Genomic DNA, 16,833 nt, shown 5'->3' with positions numbered 1-16,833 from the left:
CAGCCAGGGGTAAGGCGCAAAAGAAAAAGCCACCGCGGTCCCGCGCGGCGGCTTTCCCTTTGTCGGTGAGGCCGGACCCTAGAAGGTGGCCTTCAGGGTCGCGGTGAACGACTCCTCGTAATAGGTGCCGAATTCGTGACGGCTGGTGTCGGCGTAGCGCACGTCGATCGAAAGGTTGTCGGTCAGGGCGTAGCTGCCGCCGAGGTTCCAGGTCGTGTAGTCGCCGTTGCCCTTGTAATCGAGGCGGCCAAGCGCGCCGGACAAGGACAGCTTGTCCATCACCGGATAGGCGGCGTTCACTTCGTAATAGGCGGTCTCCTTCACCCCCGCGCCGAAGTAGTCAGGCGAGACATAGATGGCGGTGCCCACGGAGCCCGCGCCGGCCGGCACGGAGGCGGCGGCCTTGAATTCCCAGTAGTTGTAGTCAGCGCCCGTGGGCTGATCGATATAGGTGTAATAGATCGCCCCGAAATCGGCCGAGATCGGGCCGAAGGTCGGGCGCACGCCGAAGTAGTAGTCGATTTCAGCGTCGGTGGAGTCGAGGTAGTCGAGGCTGGAGGCCCAGACGCCCGCATAGAACTTGCCGGCGGTGACGTCGGCGCCGCCGAAGACGACCGGGTCGCCGTCGCTCTGGGTCACGCCTCGGAAGATGTAGTCGGAGGCGAGGCCGAGGTTGAACGAAAAGCTCGGACCGCTGTCCTGGGCGGCGGCGGCGCCGGCCATGAGCAACGAGGCAGCCGCGGCGCTAAGCGCTAGCTTCAAGGTCTTCAATTTGTATCCCCTTTTTTGTCTCCGACGCCGGGCCCCTCCCGACGTCGGAGGTAGGTGCTGAGTGGCCCTAGAGCGCAGCTTCAGTGACACATTCGTGGGGAAGCAATGTTCGGCGGACCCCGGGCGCGCGCTCCCATCCGCCTGTCGCATAGTTAAGCGAAGCGGTGGCTGACTGCTTAAAAATTGAGCTTGTGCGTGCGCGGTGCGTGGGCGCCCTTCGGCTATCGCATTGAAAGCGAAGCGAAACCCAGGTGCGTGCCGGCATCGACTAAAAGTGTCTCACCTGTGACATGCCGCGAGGCGGGTGAGGCCAGGAACACCGCCGCTCCGGCGATGTCCTCGGCGGTGGAGGCGGCTTTCAGCGGGGTGGAGGCGATGACGCCCTGGCGCATTCGGGCGATGCGCTCCTCCTCCATCGCCTTGCCGAACCAGGGGGTGTCGATGAAGCCGGGGCAGATGGCGTTGACCCGGATCTTCGGCGCAAGCGCCCGGGCCAGCGACAGGGTCATGGTGTTCATCGCCCCCTTGGAGGCGGCGTAGGGCAGGGACGAGCCGATGCCCGTGACGCCCGCGATTGAGGCGGTGTTGACCACGGCGCCGGGCTGCGGCGCGGCCTCCAGCAGGGACCGGGCGGCGCGGACCATCTGATAGGCCCCCACCACATTGACCTTGTAGAGGTGCAGGAAGTCGTCGGCCGAGACAGCGTCCAGGTCCGCGTGGTCCGGCGCGAAGACCGTGGTCCCGGCGTTGTTGAACAGGGCGTCGATGCGTCCGGTGGAGGCGGCGGCCTCGGCGATCCGGCGGCAGTCGGCGTCTTCGGCCACGTCGCCCTGGATCAGGACGGCCCGCGCGCCCCGCGCCTCGACCAGCCCCACGGTCTGGGCGGCTTCGGCTTCGCTGCGGGCGTAGTTGACGACCACGGTTCCCGCGCCCCGGCTGGCGACCTCCACCGCGATCGCGCGGCCCAGGCCCGTCGAAGCCCCGGTCACAACCACTGTCCAGCCGTCGAAATCCCGTCCCGCCATGTCGTCCTCCGCTTGTTTTGCGCAAGCCTAGCGGCGGCGGCAGGCCTTGTCTTGAGGCGCGGCGGTGTTAAGTGGCGCGGATGGACGAGACGCACCTGACCCAGCTTGGCCGCGACGTGGCCTATCCCAAGGACCCCTCCGAGGCGGTTCTCGAACGCGTGCCGAACCCGCAGAGCGACGTGCTCTATCTGGCGCGCTTCGTGGCGCCGGAGTTCACCTCCCTGTGCCCGGTCACCGGGCAGCCGGATTTCGCGCACCTGGTCATCGACTACGCGCCGGGCGACTGGCTGATCGAGTCGAAGTCGCTGAAGCTCTATCTCGGCTCGTTCCGCAACCACGGCGCTTTCCACGAGGACTGCACCGTCGCCATCGGCCGCAAGATCGTCGAGATCGCCGCCCCGCGCTGGCTGCGCATCGGCGGCTACTGGTACCCGCGCGGCGGCATTCCCATCGACGTCTTCTGGCAGACCGGCGAGGCGCCCAAGGGTCTCTGGGTCCCCGAGCAGGGCGTCCCCGCCTACCGCGGACGCTAGACCGACCACTCCGTGGTGAGCGCGGCCACGTCCGGACGCACGCGCTCCAGGGGAGCCTCGGCCGACGTGCCCAGGTAGAGGAAGCCGGCGACTTTCTCGCCATCCGTCAGGCGCAGCAGCGCCAGCGCCTCCTCGTCAAAAGCGTACCAGTCGGTGATCCAGTTGGCGCCGAAGCCCATGGCCGAGGCCGCCAGAAGCATCTGTGCGCAGACCGCGCCGGCGCTCATCACCTGTTCCCATTCCGGGATCTTGCCAGCCTTGGGGCTCGAGACGACCACGACCGCCAGGGGCGGGGTCTTCAGCTTGGCGAGCGCCGCCGTCTTCTTGATCGTGTCGTCACGGCTTTGGGCCAGAGCCTCAAGCTTGCCCGCATAGGCGGCCTTCGCCTCGCCGCGCAGCAGGATGAAGCGCCAGGGGGCCAGCTTGCCGTGGTCGGGCACGCGGGCGCTTAAAGTGAGTATGTCGGCCAGTTGACCGGCGTCCGGGGCCGGTTCAGTCAGGCTCACCGCCGATGCCGAGCGTCGCCGCGCCAGGAAATCCAGAACGGCGGGCGAAGCTTTGATCGGCAGGGGTTCGCCGAATTCTGGGGCGGGCGGGATGGAATGTCGCAAGACGGCCTCGGGCAAAAACGGTTAAGCGCGATGCATGACCTATGGCCGCGCTGTCGCGCAAACAAGGCGCAGTTGAGAACATGTCGCAAAAACCCGCCTGGCTTCGCGCTCACGGCAAACCCTGGGTGAGCAACAGCGAGAAGGTGGTCTACGAAAACCCCTGGCTGGCGGTGCGCGAGCACGACGCGACGTCTCCCACCGGCCGCTCGGCGCGCTATGGCGTGGTGAGTTTCAAGACCATAGCCACCGCCGTGGTCCCCCTGCATGAGGACGGCACCGTCACCCTGGTGGGGCAAAACCGTTTCGCCCATCGTGACTATTCCTGGGAGATTCCCGAGGGCGGCGCGCCTCGGGGCGAGGATCCGCTGGCCGGCGCCAAGCGCGAACTGCGTGAGGAGACGGGCCTGATCGCCAAGGACTGGACGCTGATCCTCAACACCCAGCTTTCCAACTCCGTCACCGACGAGGTCGCCTTCGGCTATCTCGCCACCGGTCTGACCGCTGGCAGGGCCGCCCCGGACGAGACGGAGGATCTGGCCATCGCCCGGGTCCCGTTCCGTCAGGCTCTGGACGCCGCCGTGGCGGGGCACATGCCCGACATGCTCACACTGGCGATGCTCCTGCGGGTCCACCATATGGCCGTGCAGGGAGAGCTGCCGCACGGCCTGGCGCGACTTGTGCTAGGCTAGGCGGCGAGAGGGAGAGCCATGGCCAAACATCTGGAAGTCGTCGAGCCCGCCGCCGCGCCGCCCGTTTGGGCCGCCCTGCGCGCCGAGGCGCAGCGCGCCGCCCAGGCCGAGCCGGCCCTGGCCTCGCTGCTGAACGCGGTGATCCTCTCGCACGCCGATCTCGGAGCGGCCCTGTCCTACCAGATCGCCCGCAAGGTCGGTGACCAGGAGCTGCGGGCCATGAGCGCCCGTGAAGTGGCCGAAGAGGCCTTTCGCACCGACCCGTCCCTGATCGCCGCCGCCGAGGCGGACCTGAAGGCGGTGTTCGAGCGCGATCCCGCCTGCAAGGGCTACGTCCAGCCGTTCCTGTTCTTCAAGGGCTTCCTTGCCCTGCAGACCCACCGGGTCAGCCACTGGCTGTGGAGCCAGGGGCGCGAGACCATGGCCTGGTACATGCAAAGCCGGGTCAGCGAGCTCTTCCAGATCGACATCAACCCCGCCGCCCGCATCGGCGCCGGCGTTTTCATGGACCATGGCACCGGCATCGTCATCGGCGAGACGGCGGTGGTCGGCGACGACGTCTCCATGCTGCACGGGGTGACCCTGGGCGGCACCGGGGCCGAGCGCGGCGACCGTCACCCCAAGATCGGCAAGGGCGTCCTGCTGGGCGCGGGGGCCAAGGTGCTGGGCAACATCACCATCGGCGACTACGCCAAGATCGCTTCCGGCTCGGTGGTGCTCAAACCCGTGCCGGCGCACTGCACCGCCGCCGGAGTTCCGGCCCGCCTGGTCAACTGCCCCTCCTGCGAGGAGCCGGCCAGGACCATGGACCACACCCTGGCCGACGCGGTTTACGACTACTCGATCTAGCCGCCACAGCTTTGAGCGACGGCGTGGGCCTCGGTCCGCGCCTCGCTCGGCCGGGTGCTCAATCCATAGATCACCGCCCCCCAGATGAGGGCGACCGCTAGAACCTCGTTCAGGGTCAGGCGACGGCTTGTCTTTGCTGTCTGGTTCATCGGCCAGTCTGATGCCGCCGTTGCCGTCCGCGCACAAACGACTTATCAGCAGCCATCTGTGAGGTTTTCGCACAATGGCCCGCCGACCGCTCCCGCCCCTCAACGCCCTGCGCGCCTTCGAGGCGTTTGGACGTCACGGCCGGATGACCACGGCGGCCGACGAGCTGTTCGTGACCCATGGCGCGGTCAGCCGTCAGGTCCGCAGCCTTGAGGATCAGTTGGGCGTGCGTCTCACAGAAGGCCCCAAGAATCGCCTGCGCCTCACCGAGCCGGGCCTGAAGCTGGCCCAAGCGCTCACCCAGGCCTTCGATCTGGTGGAGCAGGGCCTGCCCAAGCGGCCTGACGTGGTCGAAGGCCTGCGGGTCACGGTGCAGCCGACCTTCGCCATGAAGTGGCTGATCCCGCGCCTGCCGGACTTCGTCGATGCACACCCGAACGTGCCCGTGAGCCTCCACGAGACCAACGGTCCGGTGGATTTCGCGGACACCGATCTCGCGATCCGGCTGGGCGCGGCCGGCACGGGCATTCCGGCGGGCGCCGAGGCGACGCCGTTCATGCAGCACTATCAGGGGCCGGTCATGGCGCCGGGCCTGCTGAAGGAGGCCGCGTCGGTGGAGGCGGTGGCCGCCTTGCCGCGCCTGCACACCAAGACCTTCCTGCCGGCGTGGTCCGAATGGGAGCTGCGCACGGGAATCACCCTGCCGCGACCGCCCGTGGATCGGGAGTTCGATCACTACTTCTACATGCTGGAGGCCGCCGCCGCCGGCCTCGGCGTCGCCATGGGGCCGTGGGGCTTCGTGCAGCGCGATCTGGCCATCGGCCGGCTGGTCGCTCCGCTGGGATTTGTCGACGGCGAAGCGCAGATCACCGCCATCACGCCGCGCGGCGGCCTGACCCGTCCCGTGCGTTTGTTTCGCGACTGGCTGGTGGCTCAAGGAGCCGCGACGCCCGCTCCGCCCACAGGTGATGTGCTTTAGCGGGTTGCGGCTTCGGCTCAGGCCGTTAGGTTCGCGCCCAAGCGCCACGGCGCAGAGCAACCAAGGAGCCACCCCCGTGGACGACAAGGACATCGCCCGGATCGAAGCGCACATGAAGCGCACTTTCGGCAACCCGCACATCGCGCTGAAGGCCCGTCCCAAGCAAAAGGACAGCGCCGAGGTCGAACTGAAGGGCGAGTTCATCGGCGTCATCTACGAAGATGAGGACGAAGACGGCTCCTTCACCTTCCAGATGGCGATCCTGGCCGAAGACCTCGACTAGGCCGGCTTCAAGACAGGCCGCCGGATCGAAAGCGATGCGGCGGCCGCGATCATGCCGGCGGCGCCGGCCATGACGAAGGCCTCAAGATAGCGCCCCTGGGCCGCGCGCAGCACGCCCGCTCCGATGGCGGCCGTCGCCGCCCCGATCTGATGACCGGCCGCGATCCAGCCGAACACGATCGGCCCGTCACGATCCCCGAACGCCTCATTGGCCAGCCGCAAGGTCGGCGGCACCGTCGCGATCCAGTCCAGCCCGTAGAAGATCGCGAAGACGCTCAGCGACACGATCGAGAAGTCCGAAAAGGGCAGGTAGATCAGGCTGAGCCCGCGCAGGGCGTAATAGGCGAACAGCAGCTTGCGCGGGTCGTACCGGTCCGTGGCCCAGCCCGACAGGGTCGTGCCCACCAGATCGAACAGGCCCATCAGCGCCATCAGGCCCGCAGCCTGCACCGGTGCCATGCCCCGGTCGGCGCATAGGGCGATCATGTGAGTGCCCACCAGGCCGTTGGTGGTCAGGCCGCAGATGAAGAAACCCACGAACAGCAGCCAGAAGGTCCGGGTCCTGGACGCCCGGAACAGGGCGTCGAAGGCGTAGCCCAGGGCCTTGCCGGCGGGAATCGCCTCGGGCTCCATGTAGTCTTCACCCGCGCCATAGGGCTTCAGCCCCACACTTGACGGGCGGTCAGGCACAAGCAGCGCCGCCAGGGGCACGAGCAGGGCCATAACCGCCGCGATGCCGATCACGACCGGACGCCAGCCGCCTTGCTGGGTCACCCACGCCATCAGCGGCAGGAAGAGCAGGGTGCCCGTCGCCGTGCTGGCGGTCAGCAGGCCGGTCATCAGACCGCGCCTGGTGACGAACCAGCGGTTCACCACGGTGGCGCCCAGCACCATGGCCACCGCCCCGCTGCCCAGGCCGCTGATCACGCCCCAGGTCGCCACATAGTGCCAGGGCTCGGTCATGAAGGCGGAGGCGCCGGTGGACAGGGCCATGATCGAAAGGGCGATGACCACCACGCGCCTGAGGCCGAAGCTCGACATCAGCGCCGCAGCGAACGGCCCGGTCATGCCGTAGAGGAAAATTCCGATCCCGGCGGCCAGGGAGATCGTGCCCCGGTTCCAGCCGAACGCGTCCTCCAGCGGCTTCATCAGCACCCCGGGCGCCGAGCGCAGGGCGGCGGCCGACAGCAGCGACAGGAAGATCACGCCAGCGACGACGAAGGCGTAGTTCTGGCCAAGGGCCCTGGGAAGGCGTAGGGTCATGTAACCGATCGGTACGTTGCTTTCGAGCATAAGCGTACCGATCGGTTACATTGTCAAGTGAAGCTGATGTCCGACACCGTCCAGATCCCCTCTAAGCCCGAAGACGCCGCGCCGCGCCGCGCCGGCGACAAGGTCCTCGACGCCGCCGAATCCCTTTTCTACGCCCAAGGCATCCGCGCCGTTGGGGTGGAGGAGATCGTCAATGTGGCGGGGGTGGGAAAGCCCAGCCTCTATCGCGCCTTCGGCTCCAAGGACGAACTGACCGCCGCGGTGCTGCAGCGTCAGGAGGGCGGGTTCTGGAGCCGTCTGGACGCGGCGGTCGCCGCGCATCCCGATGATCCGCGCGCCGCGATCACCGCCTATTTCCATGGCGCCGCCGAGCGATCGAAGCAGCCCGACTATCGCGGCTGCGCCCATTCCAACGCGGCGGTGGAGTACCCGCAGGCAAGTCTGGTGCGGGCGGAGGCCCTTGGCTTCAAGCGCCGCCAGCGCGAGCGGCTCACCACCATGGCGCGCGCCATGGGGGCGGCTGATCCGCAAGCCCTGGCGGACGAGCTGTTGCTCTTGCTGGAAGGCGTCTATGTGACCCGTCAGGTCCACGGGCCCGACGGCCCGGCGCAACGGGCCGGGGAGGCCGCCGAGGCGCTCATCGCGAGACATCTGGGAGCGTAATTGACAATCCTCCCCCTAGGGAGGTGTCCTGAAAGGACGGAGGGGGCCTGCTGAGTCAGCAAGCCCCCTCCACCGCTTCGCGGTTCCCCTCCCCCAGCGGGGGGATCTAAGGCCTCAGGTCAGGACGCCGAGCATCTCGGCCACCAGCGGGTGGCGGACGATGTCGCGCTCGGCCAGGCGGACGACAGCGATGTTGTCCACCGGGTCGAACTTCTCGGCCACTTCCGCCAGGCCCGAGACCCCGGGCAGCAGGTCCGACTGGTGCGGATCGCCGGTGACCACCATGGTCGAGTGCCAGCCCAGGCGGGTCAGCAGCATCTTCAGCTGCACGTAGGTGCAGTTCTGGGCCTCGTCGATGACCACGAAGGCGTTGTTCAGCGTGCGGCCGCGCATGTAGCCCACCGGGGCGATCTCGATGGCGCCTTCGGCCATCAGGGCCCGGACCCGCTTCATGGACAGGCGGTCCGACAGGGCGTCGTAGAGCGGCCGCAGATAGGGGGCCAGCTTGTCCTCCATGTCGCCGGGCAGGAAGCCGATGGATTCGCCGGCCTCCACCGCCGGGCGCGACAGGACGATGCGGCCGACCTTGCCGGCCTCCAGGGCCTCGACCGCCTTGGCGATGGCCAGGTAGGTCTTGCCGGTGCCCGCCGGGCCAAGCGCCATGACCAGGTTCTTGCTGTCGATCGCCTCTATCAGCTGCGCCTGGCCGACGGACTTTGGTTTTATTGTTTTTACGTACCCCTGCTCTCGATCATCCCCACGCCCGCCCTGATTGACCGGCGACCAGCCGCCGCGATCCACCGGCAAGCGGCGAACCTTCCCGTCGTCCTCGAACTGCGCAGAATCGAAAGCGCCTTCGCGCACCATCCGCTTCAGAGCACGCTTGGTCATCAAAGCCTCCGTTGGGGCATGAAAAAAGGACGCGTCCGCATGGATGCGCCCTTGGGGTGGTCAGTGGGGAGGGATGAGACAGAGGGGCGAGCAGGGCCCGGCGGTCCGTAGACGCTTCCGACAGAAGGCGGTTCCAAACCCCGCCAGGGACCCATACGCGACACCCGAAACTCCGTCTCAAGGAGACCACGGACGGACAGTCGCCCGTGGCGGGATCAGAGAAGTTTTCCACCTCTCGAATCGCCTCACTAGAATGAGGGTAACGTGGTTTCCGATCCATTAAGCAAGCGCGACGCTTAAATTAAGAAGGCGTGTCATATGAGTGTCTACAAGCTGGGCGCCGTCGCTCCGACCCTTCCGCCCGCAGGCGAATACTGGATCGCCCCCAATGCAAGCGTGATGGGCAACGTCGTCCTCAAGAAAAACGCCAGCATCTGGTTCGGCGCCATCCTGCGTGGTGACAATGATCCCATAACGATCGGCGAGAACAGCAACATCCAGGACGGTTCTGTACTCCATACCGATCTTGGCGTTCCGCTGACCATCGGGGCCAACTGCACCATCGGCCATATGGTCATGCTTCATGGATGCACCATCGGCGACAACAGCCTGATCGGCATCGGGGCCATTGTCCTCAACGGCGCGAGGATCGGCCGCAATTGTCTCATCGGCGCCGGGGCCCTGATTCCGGAGGGCAAGGAGATTGCCGACAACTCCTTGGTGATGGGCGCCCCGGGCAAGGTGATCCGCGAGGTCAGCGAGCACCAGAGCCAGATCCTCACCGGGTCGGCCCTTCACTACGTGGAGAACTGGAAGCGCTACGCCCGCGAGATGACCCCGGTCTGAGCCGACCCGATGTGAGCGGACGGCACAGCGGTGTGAGGGAACATCGTTTTCCATGTCGCGCGACGCGGGCCATACGACCGCGCACCTTTTCAACAGGAGCGCCCCATGTCCCTGACCCTCGTCCTCGGCAACAAGAACTACTCGTCCTGGTCCATGCGCGCCTGGCTGCTGCTGAAGACCGTCGGCGCGGCTTTCGACGAGGTGATGATCCCGATCTATTCCGACGGCGCCCGCGATCAGGTCCGCGCCCTCGGCGGCCAGACCGGCATGGTGCCGATGCTGAAGGACGGCGATTTGGCCGTCTGGGACACCCTGGCCATCTTTGAGTATGTGGCCGAGCGCTTCGGCGGTGTCTGGCCGACCGACCCCGCCGACCGCGCCCGGGCCCGCAGCTACGCGGCCGAGGTGCACGCCGGCTTCAACGACCTGCGCGCCGCCATGCCCTGCAACACCCGCGCCCGAAACCGCAGGGCGGTGATCACTCACGCGGTCGAGGCTGACATTCAACGCGTGCTGGAGATCTGGGAGACCGCCGGCCGCCGCGACGCGCCGTGGCTGTTCGGCGACTTCGGCGCCGCCGACATGATGTTCGCCCCCATCGCCACGCGCTTCCAGAGCTTCGGCTACGAACTGACCGGCCGCCCGCTGGCTTATCAGCAGGCGCTGCTGAGCCATCCGCTGATGCTCGAATGGCTCGCGGCGGGCGAGGCCGAGACCGACGTGATAGAGGCGTCGGAGATTGGTCGCGGCTAGAGGCGCGGGCGCACAATCCACGCTTCCGCAACGGCGCCCTTGCCACCGCACCGCACACGCCCTCAATCTTCAACCTAACAACGATAAGTTAGGGAGGCGGCGGTCATGGCCGGACGCTACGACTACATCATCATCGGGGCGGGCTCCGCCGGCTGCGTGCTGGCCGCGCGTCTGACGGAAGATCCCGACACCAGGGTCCTGCTGCTGGAGGCGGGCGGCAAGGACAGCTCGCTTCTGGTGAAGATGCCCGCCGGCGTGGGCGAGTTGATAAAGGCCAAGGGCGACTACAACTGGGGCTTCTGGACCGAGCCGGAGCCGCATCTGAACGACCGCCGCCTGTGGTGGCCGCGCGGCAAGGGCCTGGGCGGTTCGTCCTCGATCAACGGAATGATCTACATCCGCGGCCATGCGCGCGATTACGACCAGTGGCGTCAGATGGGCCTGGCGGGCTGGTCCTATTCGGAGGTGCTGCCCTACTTCAAGAAGTCGGAGTGCTTCGAAAACGGCGGCTGCGACTATCACGGCGGGGAGGGGCCGCTGAAGGTCTCGCGCGGCAAGTCGCCCAATCCGATCTATTCCAGCGTCATCGAGGCGGGCCGCCAGGCGGGCCATCCGGTGACCAGCGACTTCAACGGCCATCAGCAGGAGGGCTGGGGCCCTTACGACCTGACCATCCATGACGGCCAGCGGTGGAGCGCCTCGGCCGGCTATCTGCGCCCGGCCCTGAAGCGCCCGAACCTGACCATCGAGACCGCCGCGCGCACCACGAAGATCCGCGTCGAGAACGGCCGCGCGGTCGGCGTAGACTATGTCCAGGGAAAGAACGCGGAAGCCAGGACCGCCTATGCCGACGCCGAGGTGCTGCTTTGCGCCGGGGCGGTGCAGTCGCCGCAGATTCTCCAGCTGTCGGGAATCGGCGATCCGGCCGAAATGGCGAGGCACGGGATCGCCACGGTCCATGAGTCGAAGGGCGTCGGCGCCAACCTCCAGGACCATCTGGATGTCTGCCTCAGCTGGGACGTCACCCAGCCAATCACCGCCTACTCTTATAACAAGGGGCTGAAGAAGCTGGCGACCGGCCTGAACTACATGCTGTTCGGCCAGGGCTTCGGGCGGCAGAACTTCCTGGAATCGGGCGCCTTCCTCAAATCGCGCCCCGAGCTTGATCGCCCTGACCTGCAAATCCATGTGGTCCTCGCCATCATGCAGGATCACGGCAAGGTGCAGGTGGAGAAGGACGGCTTCACCCAGCACGTCTGTCAGCTTCGCCCCGAAAGCCGCGGCCGCATCGGCCTGACCTCCGCCGACCCGCTGGCCGACCCGGCCATATTCGCCAACTATCTCGCCACCGAGGAAGACCGCCGGGCCATGCGCGAGGGGGTGAAGATCGCCCGCGACGTGGCCGCCCAGGCCGCCCTCGATCCCTATCGCGGCGCCGAACACGCGCCGGGCGCGGATGTGAAGAGCGACGCGGATATCGACGACTGGATCCGCCGCAGCGCGGAGACGATCTATCATCCAGTCGGCACCTGCCGCATGGGCGTGGCCGGCGACGCCATGGCGGTGGTCGACGATCAGCTGCGCGTGCAGGGAATCGCCGGGCTTCGCGTCATCGACGCCTCGGTCATGCCGAATCTGGTCGGGGGCAACACCAACGCCCCCACGATCATGATCGCGGAGAAGGCCGCCGATCTGCTGCGCGGCCGCCCGATGCTGGCTCCGCTCGATGTCCCGGTGTTCGGCGACGAACGGATGGCCGCCGCCTGACGTTATGAGTCGAATCCCCCTGTACGGAGTCTCCTGATGCGCAAACGTCCCCTCGGCCGTTCAGGCCTGTCCATTGCGCCGCTGATGTTCGGCGGCAACGTGTTCGGCTGGACGGCGGACGAGGCGACGTCTTTCGCCTTGCTGGACGCCTTCGTGGATGGGGGATTCGACGCCATCGACACCGCCGACGTCTATTCGGCCTGGGTTCCCGGCCATGTGGGCGGCGAGTCGGAGATGATCATCGGCAAGTGGCTGAAGAATCGCGGCCGCCGCGACGACGTGATCATCGCCACCAAGGTCGCCAAGTGGCCCAAACACCCCGGCCTGTCCGCCGCCAACATCATCGCGGCGGCGGAAGGATCGCTTCAGCGGCTCCAGACCGACGTCATCGACCTCTACCAATCGCATGAGGATGATGAGGCCACGCCCATCGACGAGACGCTGGAGGCCTATGACCGCCTGATCAAGGCGGGAAAGGTGCGGGCGATCGGCGCATCCAACTTCACCGCCCCGCGCCTGACCGAGTCGCTGAAGGTGGCCGGCGACAAGGGACTGCCGCGCTACGAGACCCTTCAGCCTGGCTACAATCTCTATGACCGTTCGGAATTCGAGTCAGGGCTGGAGGTCGCGGCCCTGGAAAACCAGATCGGCGTCATCTGCTACTACGGCCTGGCCAGCGGCTTTCTGACCGGCAAGTACCGGGCGGAAGAGGACCTGGGCAAGAGCCCGCGCGGACGTGGTGTGAAGAAGTACCTCGATGCGCGAGGCCTGCGGATTCTGGACGCCCTGGATTCGGTTTCGGCCGAGCTGGGCGCGACTCAGGCCCAGGTGGCCCTGGCCTGGCTGATGGCCCGCCCGTCGATCACCGCTCCGATCGCCAGCGCGACCAGCGTCGGGCAATTGAATGACCTGATGGGCGCGGCGCGGCTCTCCCTCTCCGCCGAACAGGTTCTGCGGCTGGATACGGCGAGCGCGCTCTAGGCGATCCGCCGCCCGTCCAGCGTCGCCAGGCGCAGGGCGGGCGAGGCCGCCACCGCCGGATCGGCCCAGTGGATCGAGTGCATGACCATGGCCTCGACCACTTCATCGTTGTTCCGCTGCAGCGGCGCCGTCGGCTGATAGAGGCCGAGATACCGGTCGACCTCGCCGTCAGGCCCAGCCATGGGCGCCAGCAGCACCTCCATGCTGGCGGCCGGCATGCCTTCGGCGGTCAGTTCCGTGGTGATGACCACGGGCTCGGCCACGCGGCGGATCGATTCCAACGCGGCCTGGATCTTGGGACGATCGGCCACCGACCACAGGCGCAGGCCATTCTTGCCGTTCAGCCCGCCGCCGTGGACAGAATTGAGAAATCCCCCGGCCAGCCGGAAGGGATAGAGTCCAGGACCATGGCGTCCGAGGATGAACACCTGCGGCAGCAGCTTGGCGAAGTTCGCCGGATCGATGTCGCGGCGGGACGGCGCGGTCGAATCGACCCGCGCGGTGGTCCAGCAATCGATCAGCTTCTGCGTGCCGGGATGAAACATCGCATGGCTCCTGCGCGGCCTTCCGCGACCGCACAGGGCTTGCTTGCGAATCCCGGGCCAGGGGTGACCTGTCCCATTCCGGCACAAAAGCGGCTATTTCTCCGGAACGATCACCAGCTTCCAGGCGCGGTCGTCGCCCAGGAAGCTCTGCGCCGCCTTCTGCACGTCCTGCGGCGACACGCGCTCGACGCCCGCCTGGACCGAACGGGTTGCATCGAGCCGTCGCGGATCGGTCTGGGCGCCGGAAAGCTGGCCGACCCAGTACTCGTTGGTCACCCGCGCCTTCTCCAGGCCTTCCAGCCGGGGCTTCTTGGCCCGGGCGAGCTCATCATCGCTCGGCGGCTTGGCGCGCAGGTCGGCGGCGATTTCGGACACTGTCTTGAACACTGAATCCAGAGTGGCCGGCGGCGCCTCGACACTGACGGCCACATAGCCAAAGTCGGTCCACACGAACGAAGCGGTCGAACCGGCGGATGGCGAGTAGGTCGCGCCCTGCTTCTCCCGCAGCTCGTCCTGCAGGCGCAGGCGGAAGACATCGGCCAGGATGGTGATGTTCCGCGCCTGTTGCGGGTTGGCGAAGAAGTCGTCCGTCTGCCAGGCGATATAGGCCATCCCCTGGTCCTCGCGGCCCTTGTGCGTCAGGCGCACCGGCGTCGCCGTCGGCTTGGGGAAGGCGGTGACGCGCGCCTCGGGCCCCGGCGTCCCGGTCTCCATCCGGGCGGGCAGGGCGCCGAAGGTCTCGGCCACCGCCTGGGTCGCCTTCTCCACGGTGATGTCGCCGACGATGATCACCTCGATCTGCCCGGTGGAGAGCGGCGCCAGCTGGGTCTTCAGGTCCTCGATCTTCGCCGCCGCCATCTCCTGTCGGCTTGGGAAGGTGAAGCGCCGGTCGCCGCTGCGCAGCAGGCCGGAGAGATCACGGGCCAGCACGCCGTTGTCGGTGGCTTCGTACTGGTCGTGCAGGGTCTGGCCGAAGGTCTTGATCCGCTGGAAAGCCTCCGGCCGCCAGCCGGGCTCGGTGGCGTAGGCGGCCAGGACCTGCAGTTCGGTGGACAGATCAGCCGTCCGCGTGCCGCCGCTCAGGGTGAAGGCGTCCTCCTCGGTGCCCAGTTGCGCGCCCCAGACCTTGTCGGCCAGCACACGCTCCATGTCCTGGGCGTTGATCTTGGCCAGGCCGCCCTCGGCGAAGGACGAGCCGGCCCAACCGGCGCTCTGCCGGTCGGACGGCAGGCCCAGATAGCCGTCGCCGATCCGCACCTTCACCAGCACCTGGTCGTCGCGGAACTTCGTCGGCTTCACCGTCAGGCGCACGCCGTTGGTGAAACGGATGAAAGTCGCGTCCAGATCGGTGACATCCTTCTGTTCGGCCACCGTCCCAGGCGTGCCGAAACTCAGATAGGGCCACTCGATGGAGGCGTTGGCGGCCTGGGGCGTCACCTCGACCTTGCGGGCCGAGGCCAGTTCATCGGCCAGAGCCTTGTCGCCGCCCTGCACGGGCGAGCCGGTGGACAGGATCGCCACCGGACCGGAGCCCTCGAACGCCTTCTTCATGGCGTCCGACACGGTTTCGGCCTTCAGGTCCTTCACCGCCGTGTTGAACCACGCCAGGTCCTGGGCGGGACTGGTCACCACTTCATGGTCGTCCAGGCTGCCCACGATGATGTTGGCCAGGACCGGCGTACGCTGGGTCGCCGCGCCGGCGACCCGCGCCTCCAGTCCGGTGCGGATCTCGGCGATCTCCCGGTCCAGCTCGTCCTGGCGCACGCCGTACCTGGCGATGCGCCGCTGCTCCAGGTCAATGGCCGCCAGGGCCTGACGCCATCCCGTGGGCTCGGCCGTGGCGCTGATGGTCGTGGCCCTGGCAGCATGGAACTGGTCGAACGCGAACGCGCCGGCGGCGATGAACTGCGGGTCCGACCCGCGGCTGAGCGCGCTGAAGCGGCGGTTCAGGACCGCGAAGCCCAGGCGTTCGATCAGGTCGCGCTTGCGAACGGCGCTGGTGTCCGGCGCCAGGTCCGGCGGGCTCAGCCACGAAACCTGCAAGGAGGTCGCCGCGCCGGGCTGGACGATCACCTTGGTGTCGACGCCGCGCTTGGCGACAGCGCCAAGGTCCGGATCCGCGCCGGCGGGCCCCACGCCCTGCCAGTCCGAGAAGCGGGCCTTGATCTTCGCCTCCATGGCGTCGACGTCGAAGTCGCCGACCACCACGAGCACCGCCCGTTCTGGGCGATAGAAGCGCTGGTAATAGTCCACCAGCTGCTCGCGGGGCGCGGTCTTGATCACATCGACCTTGCCGATCGGCAGGCGCTCCGGCGGGCGCTGTCCCTTCAGCAGGAAGGCGGTGCCTTCCTTGAAGACGCGATAGGCGGGCGTGTCGCGGTCGCGCTCCTCCGACAGGATGACCCCGCGCTCGCGATCCACCGCCTCACCCGAGATGGTCAGTTCGCTGGCCACGTCGCGCATCAGGTCGAGGCTGACCTTCACCGTCTCATCGTCGGTCTTGGGCAGGTCGAGCTTGTAGATCGTCTCGTTCCAGGAGGTGGACGCATTGGTGTCCGCTCCAAAGGCCAGGCCGTGGCGCTCCAGGATCTTGATCATCTCGCCTTCGGGCACGGTCTTGGAGCCGTTGAAGGCCATGTGCTCCAGGAAGTGAGCGAGGCCCTGCTGAGCTTCGGTCTCCATCAGCGAGCCCGCGTCGAAGCGCAGGCGGATCGAGGCCTGGCCCGGCGGGGTGGCGTTGCGCCGGATCGCGTAGCGCATGCCGTTGGGCAGGGAGCCGAAGCGGATCGACGGGTCGGCCGCGATGTCGGAGGCCGCCTGCGGCCACTGGCCGGGCCTGGGCGCCGCCTGAACCGCCGCGGCCTTGTCGCCGCCAAGGAAGGGAAGGGCCGATGCGCCGCCGACAGCGGAGATCGAAAGGGCGAGGACGGAGGCCGTGATCAGGAGCGGCCGGGACGTGCGCAGCATAAGTCGCCTGGGCATTTGTAGGGGCGCGCACCTTCGCTGTCGGATGCGGCGCAAGCAAGGCGTCGTTTGGGCTTCGATTTGCGTGGCCTACCCGCGCGTGATCGCCCATATGAAGCGTGATGTACGAGATTAACGATCCCGCGCCTCCGCCGCGCGAGCCCGCGTTCAACGCTCCATGGCCGGCCTTGATGCTGACCGTGGCGATCCTCGGCAGCTATCCGTTGCAGAGCCGCCTGCTCGATGATGCGGGGGTCTACGCTCT

19 protein-coding genes (1 of these 19 cut by a window edge) are annotated in these 16,833 nt (G+C 67.4%); 11 read left to right on the top strand and 8 right to left on the bottom strand.

The window, feature by feature from the left end; genetic code table 11:
• Nucleotides 1–78: 78 nt before the first annotated feature.
• Together P7B02_RS13970 and P7B02_RS13965 are read right to left on the bottom strand one after the other, a co-directional pair.
• Nucleotides 79–762 carry a TorF family putative porin gene (locus tag P7B02_RS13970; RefSeq protein ID WP_277786950.1) on the bottom strand — a complete coding sequence of 228 codons (684 nt, stop codon included), beginning with the start codon at nt 760–762 and terminating at the stop codon, nt 79–81.
• Between the two features lie 230 nt (nt 763–992).
• A complete protein-coding gene (locus P7B02_RS13965) occupies nt 993–1,796 on the bottom strand; it encodes an SDR family NAD(P)-dependent oxidoreductase (protein ID WP_277786949.1) in 804 nt (267 codons plus the stop codon).
• 80 nt (nt 1,797–1,876) lie between these two features.
• On the opposite strand from P7B02_RS13965, the gene queF reads away from it, so the two are divergent.
• Entirely contained in the window at nt 1,877–2,329 is a 453-nt protein-coding gene (gene queF / locus P7B02_RS13960) for a preQ(1) synthase (RefSeq protein WP_277786948.1), read from the top strand.
• Here queF and P7B02_RS13955 read toward each other — a convergent pair.
• Nucleotides 2,326–2,940, bottom strand: coding sequence for a nitroreductase family protein (locus P7B02_RS13955; RefSeq protein ID WP_277786947.1), 615 nt, complete (start codon nt 2,938–2,940; stop codon nt 2,326–2,328). The two genes, queF and P7B02_RS13955, sit on opposite strands and share 4 nt — an antisense overlap.
• An 80-nt stretch (nt 2,941–3,020) precedes the next feature.
• Between P7B02_RS13955 and P7B02_RS13950 the strand changes: the two genes are divergently transcribed.
• A complete protein-coding gene (locus P7B02_RS13950) occupies nt 3,021–3,629 on the top strand; it encodes an NUDIX domain-containing protein (protein WP_277786946.1) in 609 nt (202 codons plus the stop codon).
• Nucleotides 3,630–3,647: 18 nt separating this feature from the next.
• Nucleotides 3,648–4,478, top strand: a complete 831-nt coding sequence (cysE, locus tag P7B02_RS13945; protein ID WP_277786945.1) for a serine O-acetyltransferase — start codon at nt 3,648–3,650, stop codon at nt 4,476–4,478.
• Here cysE and P7B02_RS13940 read toward each other — a convergent pair.
• Nucleotides 4,475–4,627, bottom strand: a complete 153-nt coding sequence (locus P7B02_RS13940) for a hypothetical protein (protein WP_277786944.1) — start codon at nt 4,625–4,627, stop codon at nt 4,475–4,477. The two genes, cysE and P7B02_RS13940, sit on opposite strands and share 4 nt — an antisense overlap.
• Nucleotides 4,628–4,701: 74 nt before the next feature.
• Between P7B02_RS13940 and P7B02_RS13935 the strand changes: the two genes are divergently transcribed.
• A complete protein-coding gene (locus tag P7B02_RS13935) occupies nt 4,702–5,604 on the top strand; it encodes a LysR substrate-binding domain-containing protein (protein ID WP_277786943.1) in 903 nt (300 codons plus the stop codon).
• Nucleotides 5,605–5,680: 76 nt separating this feature from the next.
• Nucleotides 5,681–5,887 (top strand): DUF3126 family protein, encoded by a 207-nt coding sequence (locus P7B02_RS13930; RefSeq protein WP_277786942.1) that lies wholly within the window; start codon nt 5,681–5,683, stop codon nt 5,885–5,887.
• Here the strand turns inward: P7B02_RS13930 and P7B02_RS13925 are convergent.
• Entirely contained in the window at nt 5,884–7,149 is a 1,266-nt protein-coding gene (locus tag P7B02_RS13925) for an MFS transporter (protein ID WP_277786941.1), read from the bottom strand. The genes P7B02_RS13930 and P7B02_RS13925 overlap by 4 nt on opposite strands.
• Before the next feature lie 66 nt (nt 7,150–7,215).
• Here P7B02_RS13925 and P7B02_RS13920 point away from each other — a divergent pair, with 66 nt between their 5' ends.
• On the top strand, nt 7,216–7,821 hold the full coding sequence (locus P7B02_RS13920; protein ID WP_277786940.1) for a TetR/AcrR family transcriptional regulator: 606 nt from the start codon (nt 7,216–7,218) through the stop codon (nt 7,819–7,821).
• Nucleotides 7,822–7,935: 114 nt separating this feature from the next.
• Here P7B02_RS13920 and P7B02_RS13915 read toward each other — a convergent pair whose 3' ends face one another.
• The gene (locus tag P7B02_RS13915) at nt 7,936–8,712 is read right to left on the bottom strand and encodes a PhoH family protein (protein ID WP_277786939.1); all 777 of its coding nucleotides are present in this window, start codon (nt 8,710–8,712) and stop codon (nt 7,936–7,938) included.
• Between the two features lie 318 nt (nt 8,713–9,030).
• Between P7B02_RS13915 and P7B02_RS13910 the strand changes: the two genes are divergently transcribed.
• The 4 genes from P7B02_RS13910 to P7B02_RS13895 all read left to right on the top strand — a co-directional run bounded on the left by P7B02_RS13910 (nt 9,031) and on the right by P7B02_RS13895 (nt 13,059).
• Nucleotides 9,031–9,558 carry a gamma carbonic anhydrase family protein gene (locus P7B02_RS13910; protein ID WP_277786938.1) on the top strand — a complete coding sequence of 176 codons (528 nt, stop codon included), beginning with the start codon at nt 9,031–9,033 and terminating at the stop codon, nt 9,556–9,558.
• 105 nt (nt 9,559–9,663) lie between these two features.
• Nucleotides 9,664–10,311 carry a glutathione S-transferase family protein gene (locus P7B02_RS13905; protein ID WP_277786937.1) on the top strand — a complete coding sequence of 216 codons (648 nt, stop codon included), beginning with the start codon at nt 9,664–9,666 and terminating at the stop codon, nt 10,309–10,311.
• Between the two features lie 105 nt (nt 10,312–10,416).
• Nucleotides 10,417–12,078, top strand: a complete 1,662-nt coding sequence (locus P7B02_RS13900) for a choline dehydrogenase (RefSeq protein WP_277786936.1) — start codon at nt 10,417–10,419, stop codon at nt 12,076–12,078.
• 36 nt (nt 12,079–12,114) lie between these two features.
• Nucleotides 12,115–13,059, top strand: coding sequence for an aldo/keto reductase (locus tag P7B02_RS13895; protein ID WP_277786935.1), 945 nt, complete (start codon nt 12,115–12,117; stop codon nt 13,057–13,059).
• Here the strand turns inward: P7B02_RS13895 and P7B02_RS13890 are convergent.
• Nucleotides 13,056–13,604 carry a PAS domain-containing protein gene (locus P7B02_RS13890; protein ID WP_277786934.1) on the bottom strand — a complete coding sequence of 183 codons (549 nt, stop codon included), beginning with the start codon at nt 13,602–13,604 and terminating at the stop codon, nt 13,056–13,058. The genes P7B02_RS13895 and P7B02_RS13890 overlap by 4 nt on opposite strands.
• 93 nt (nt 13,605–13,697) lie before the next feature.
• Entirely contained in the window at nt 13,698–16,571 is a 2,874-nt protein-coding gene (locus P7B02_RS13885) for a M16 family metallopeptidase (RefSeq protein ID WP_277786933.1), read from the bottom strand.
• Between the two features lie 119 nt (nt 16,572–16,690).
• On the opposite strand from P7B02_RS13885, the gene P7B02_RS13880 reads away from it, so the two are divergent.
• Nucleotides 16,691–16,833 carry the start of a rhomboid family intramembrane serine protease gene (locus P7B02_RS13880; RefSeq protein ID WP_277786932.1) on the top strand. Its footprint extends 514 nt past the window's final position, so the window shows 143 of its 657 coding nt (coding positions 1–143); it begins with the start codon at nt 16,691–16,693; its stop codon lies off the right edge, out of view.

The sequence above is a fragment of the Caulobacter segnis genome (genome assembly GCF_029543125.1).
Lineage (GTDB): Bacteria > Pseudomonadota > Alphaproteobacteria > Caulobacterales > Caulobacteraceae > Caulobacter > Caulobacter segnis_D.
This window is presented reverse-complemented; position numbering and strand designations above follow the sequence as displayed.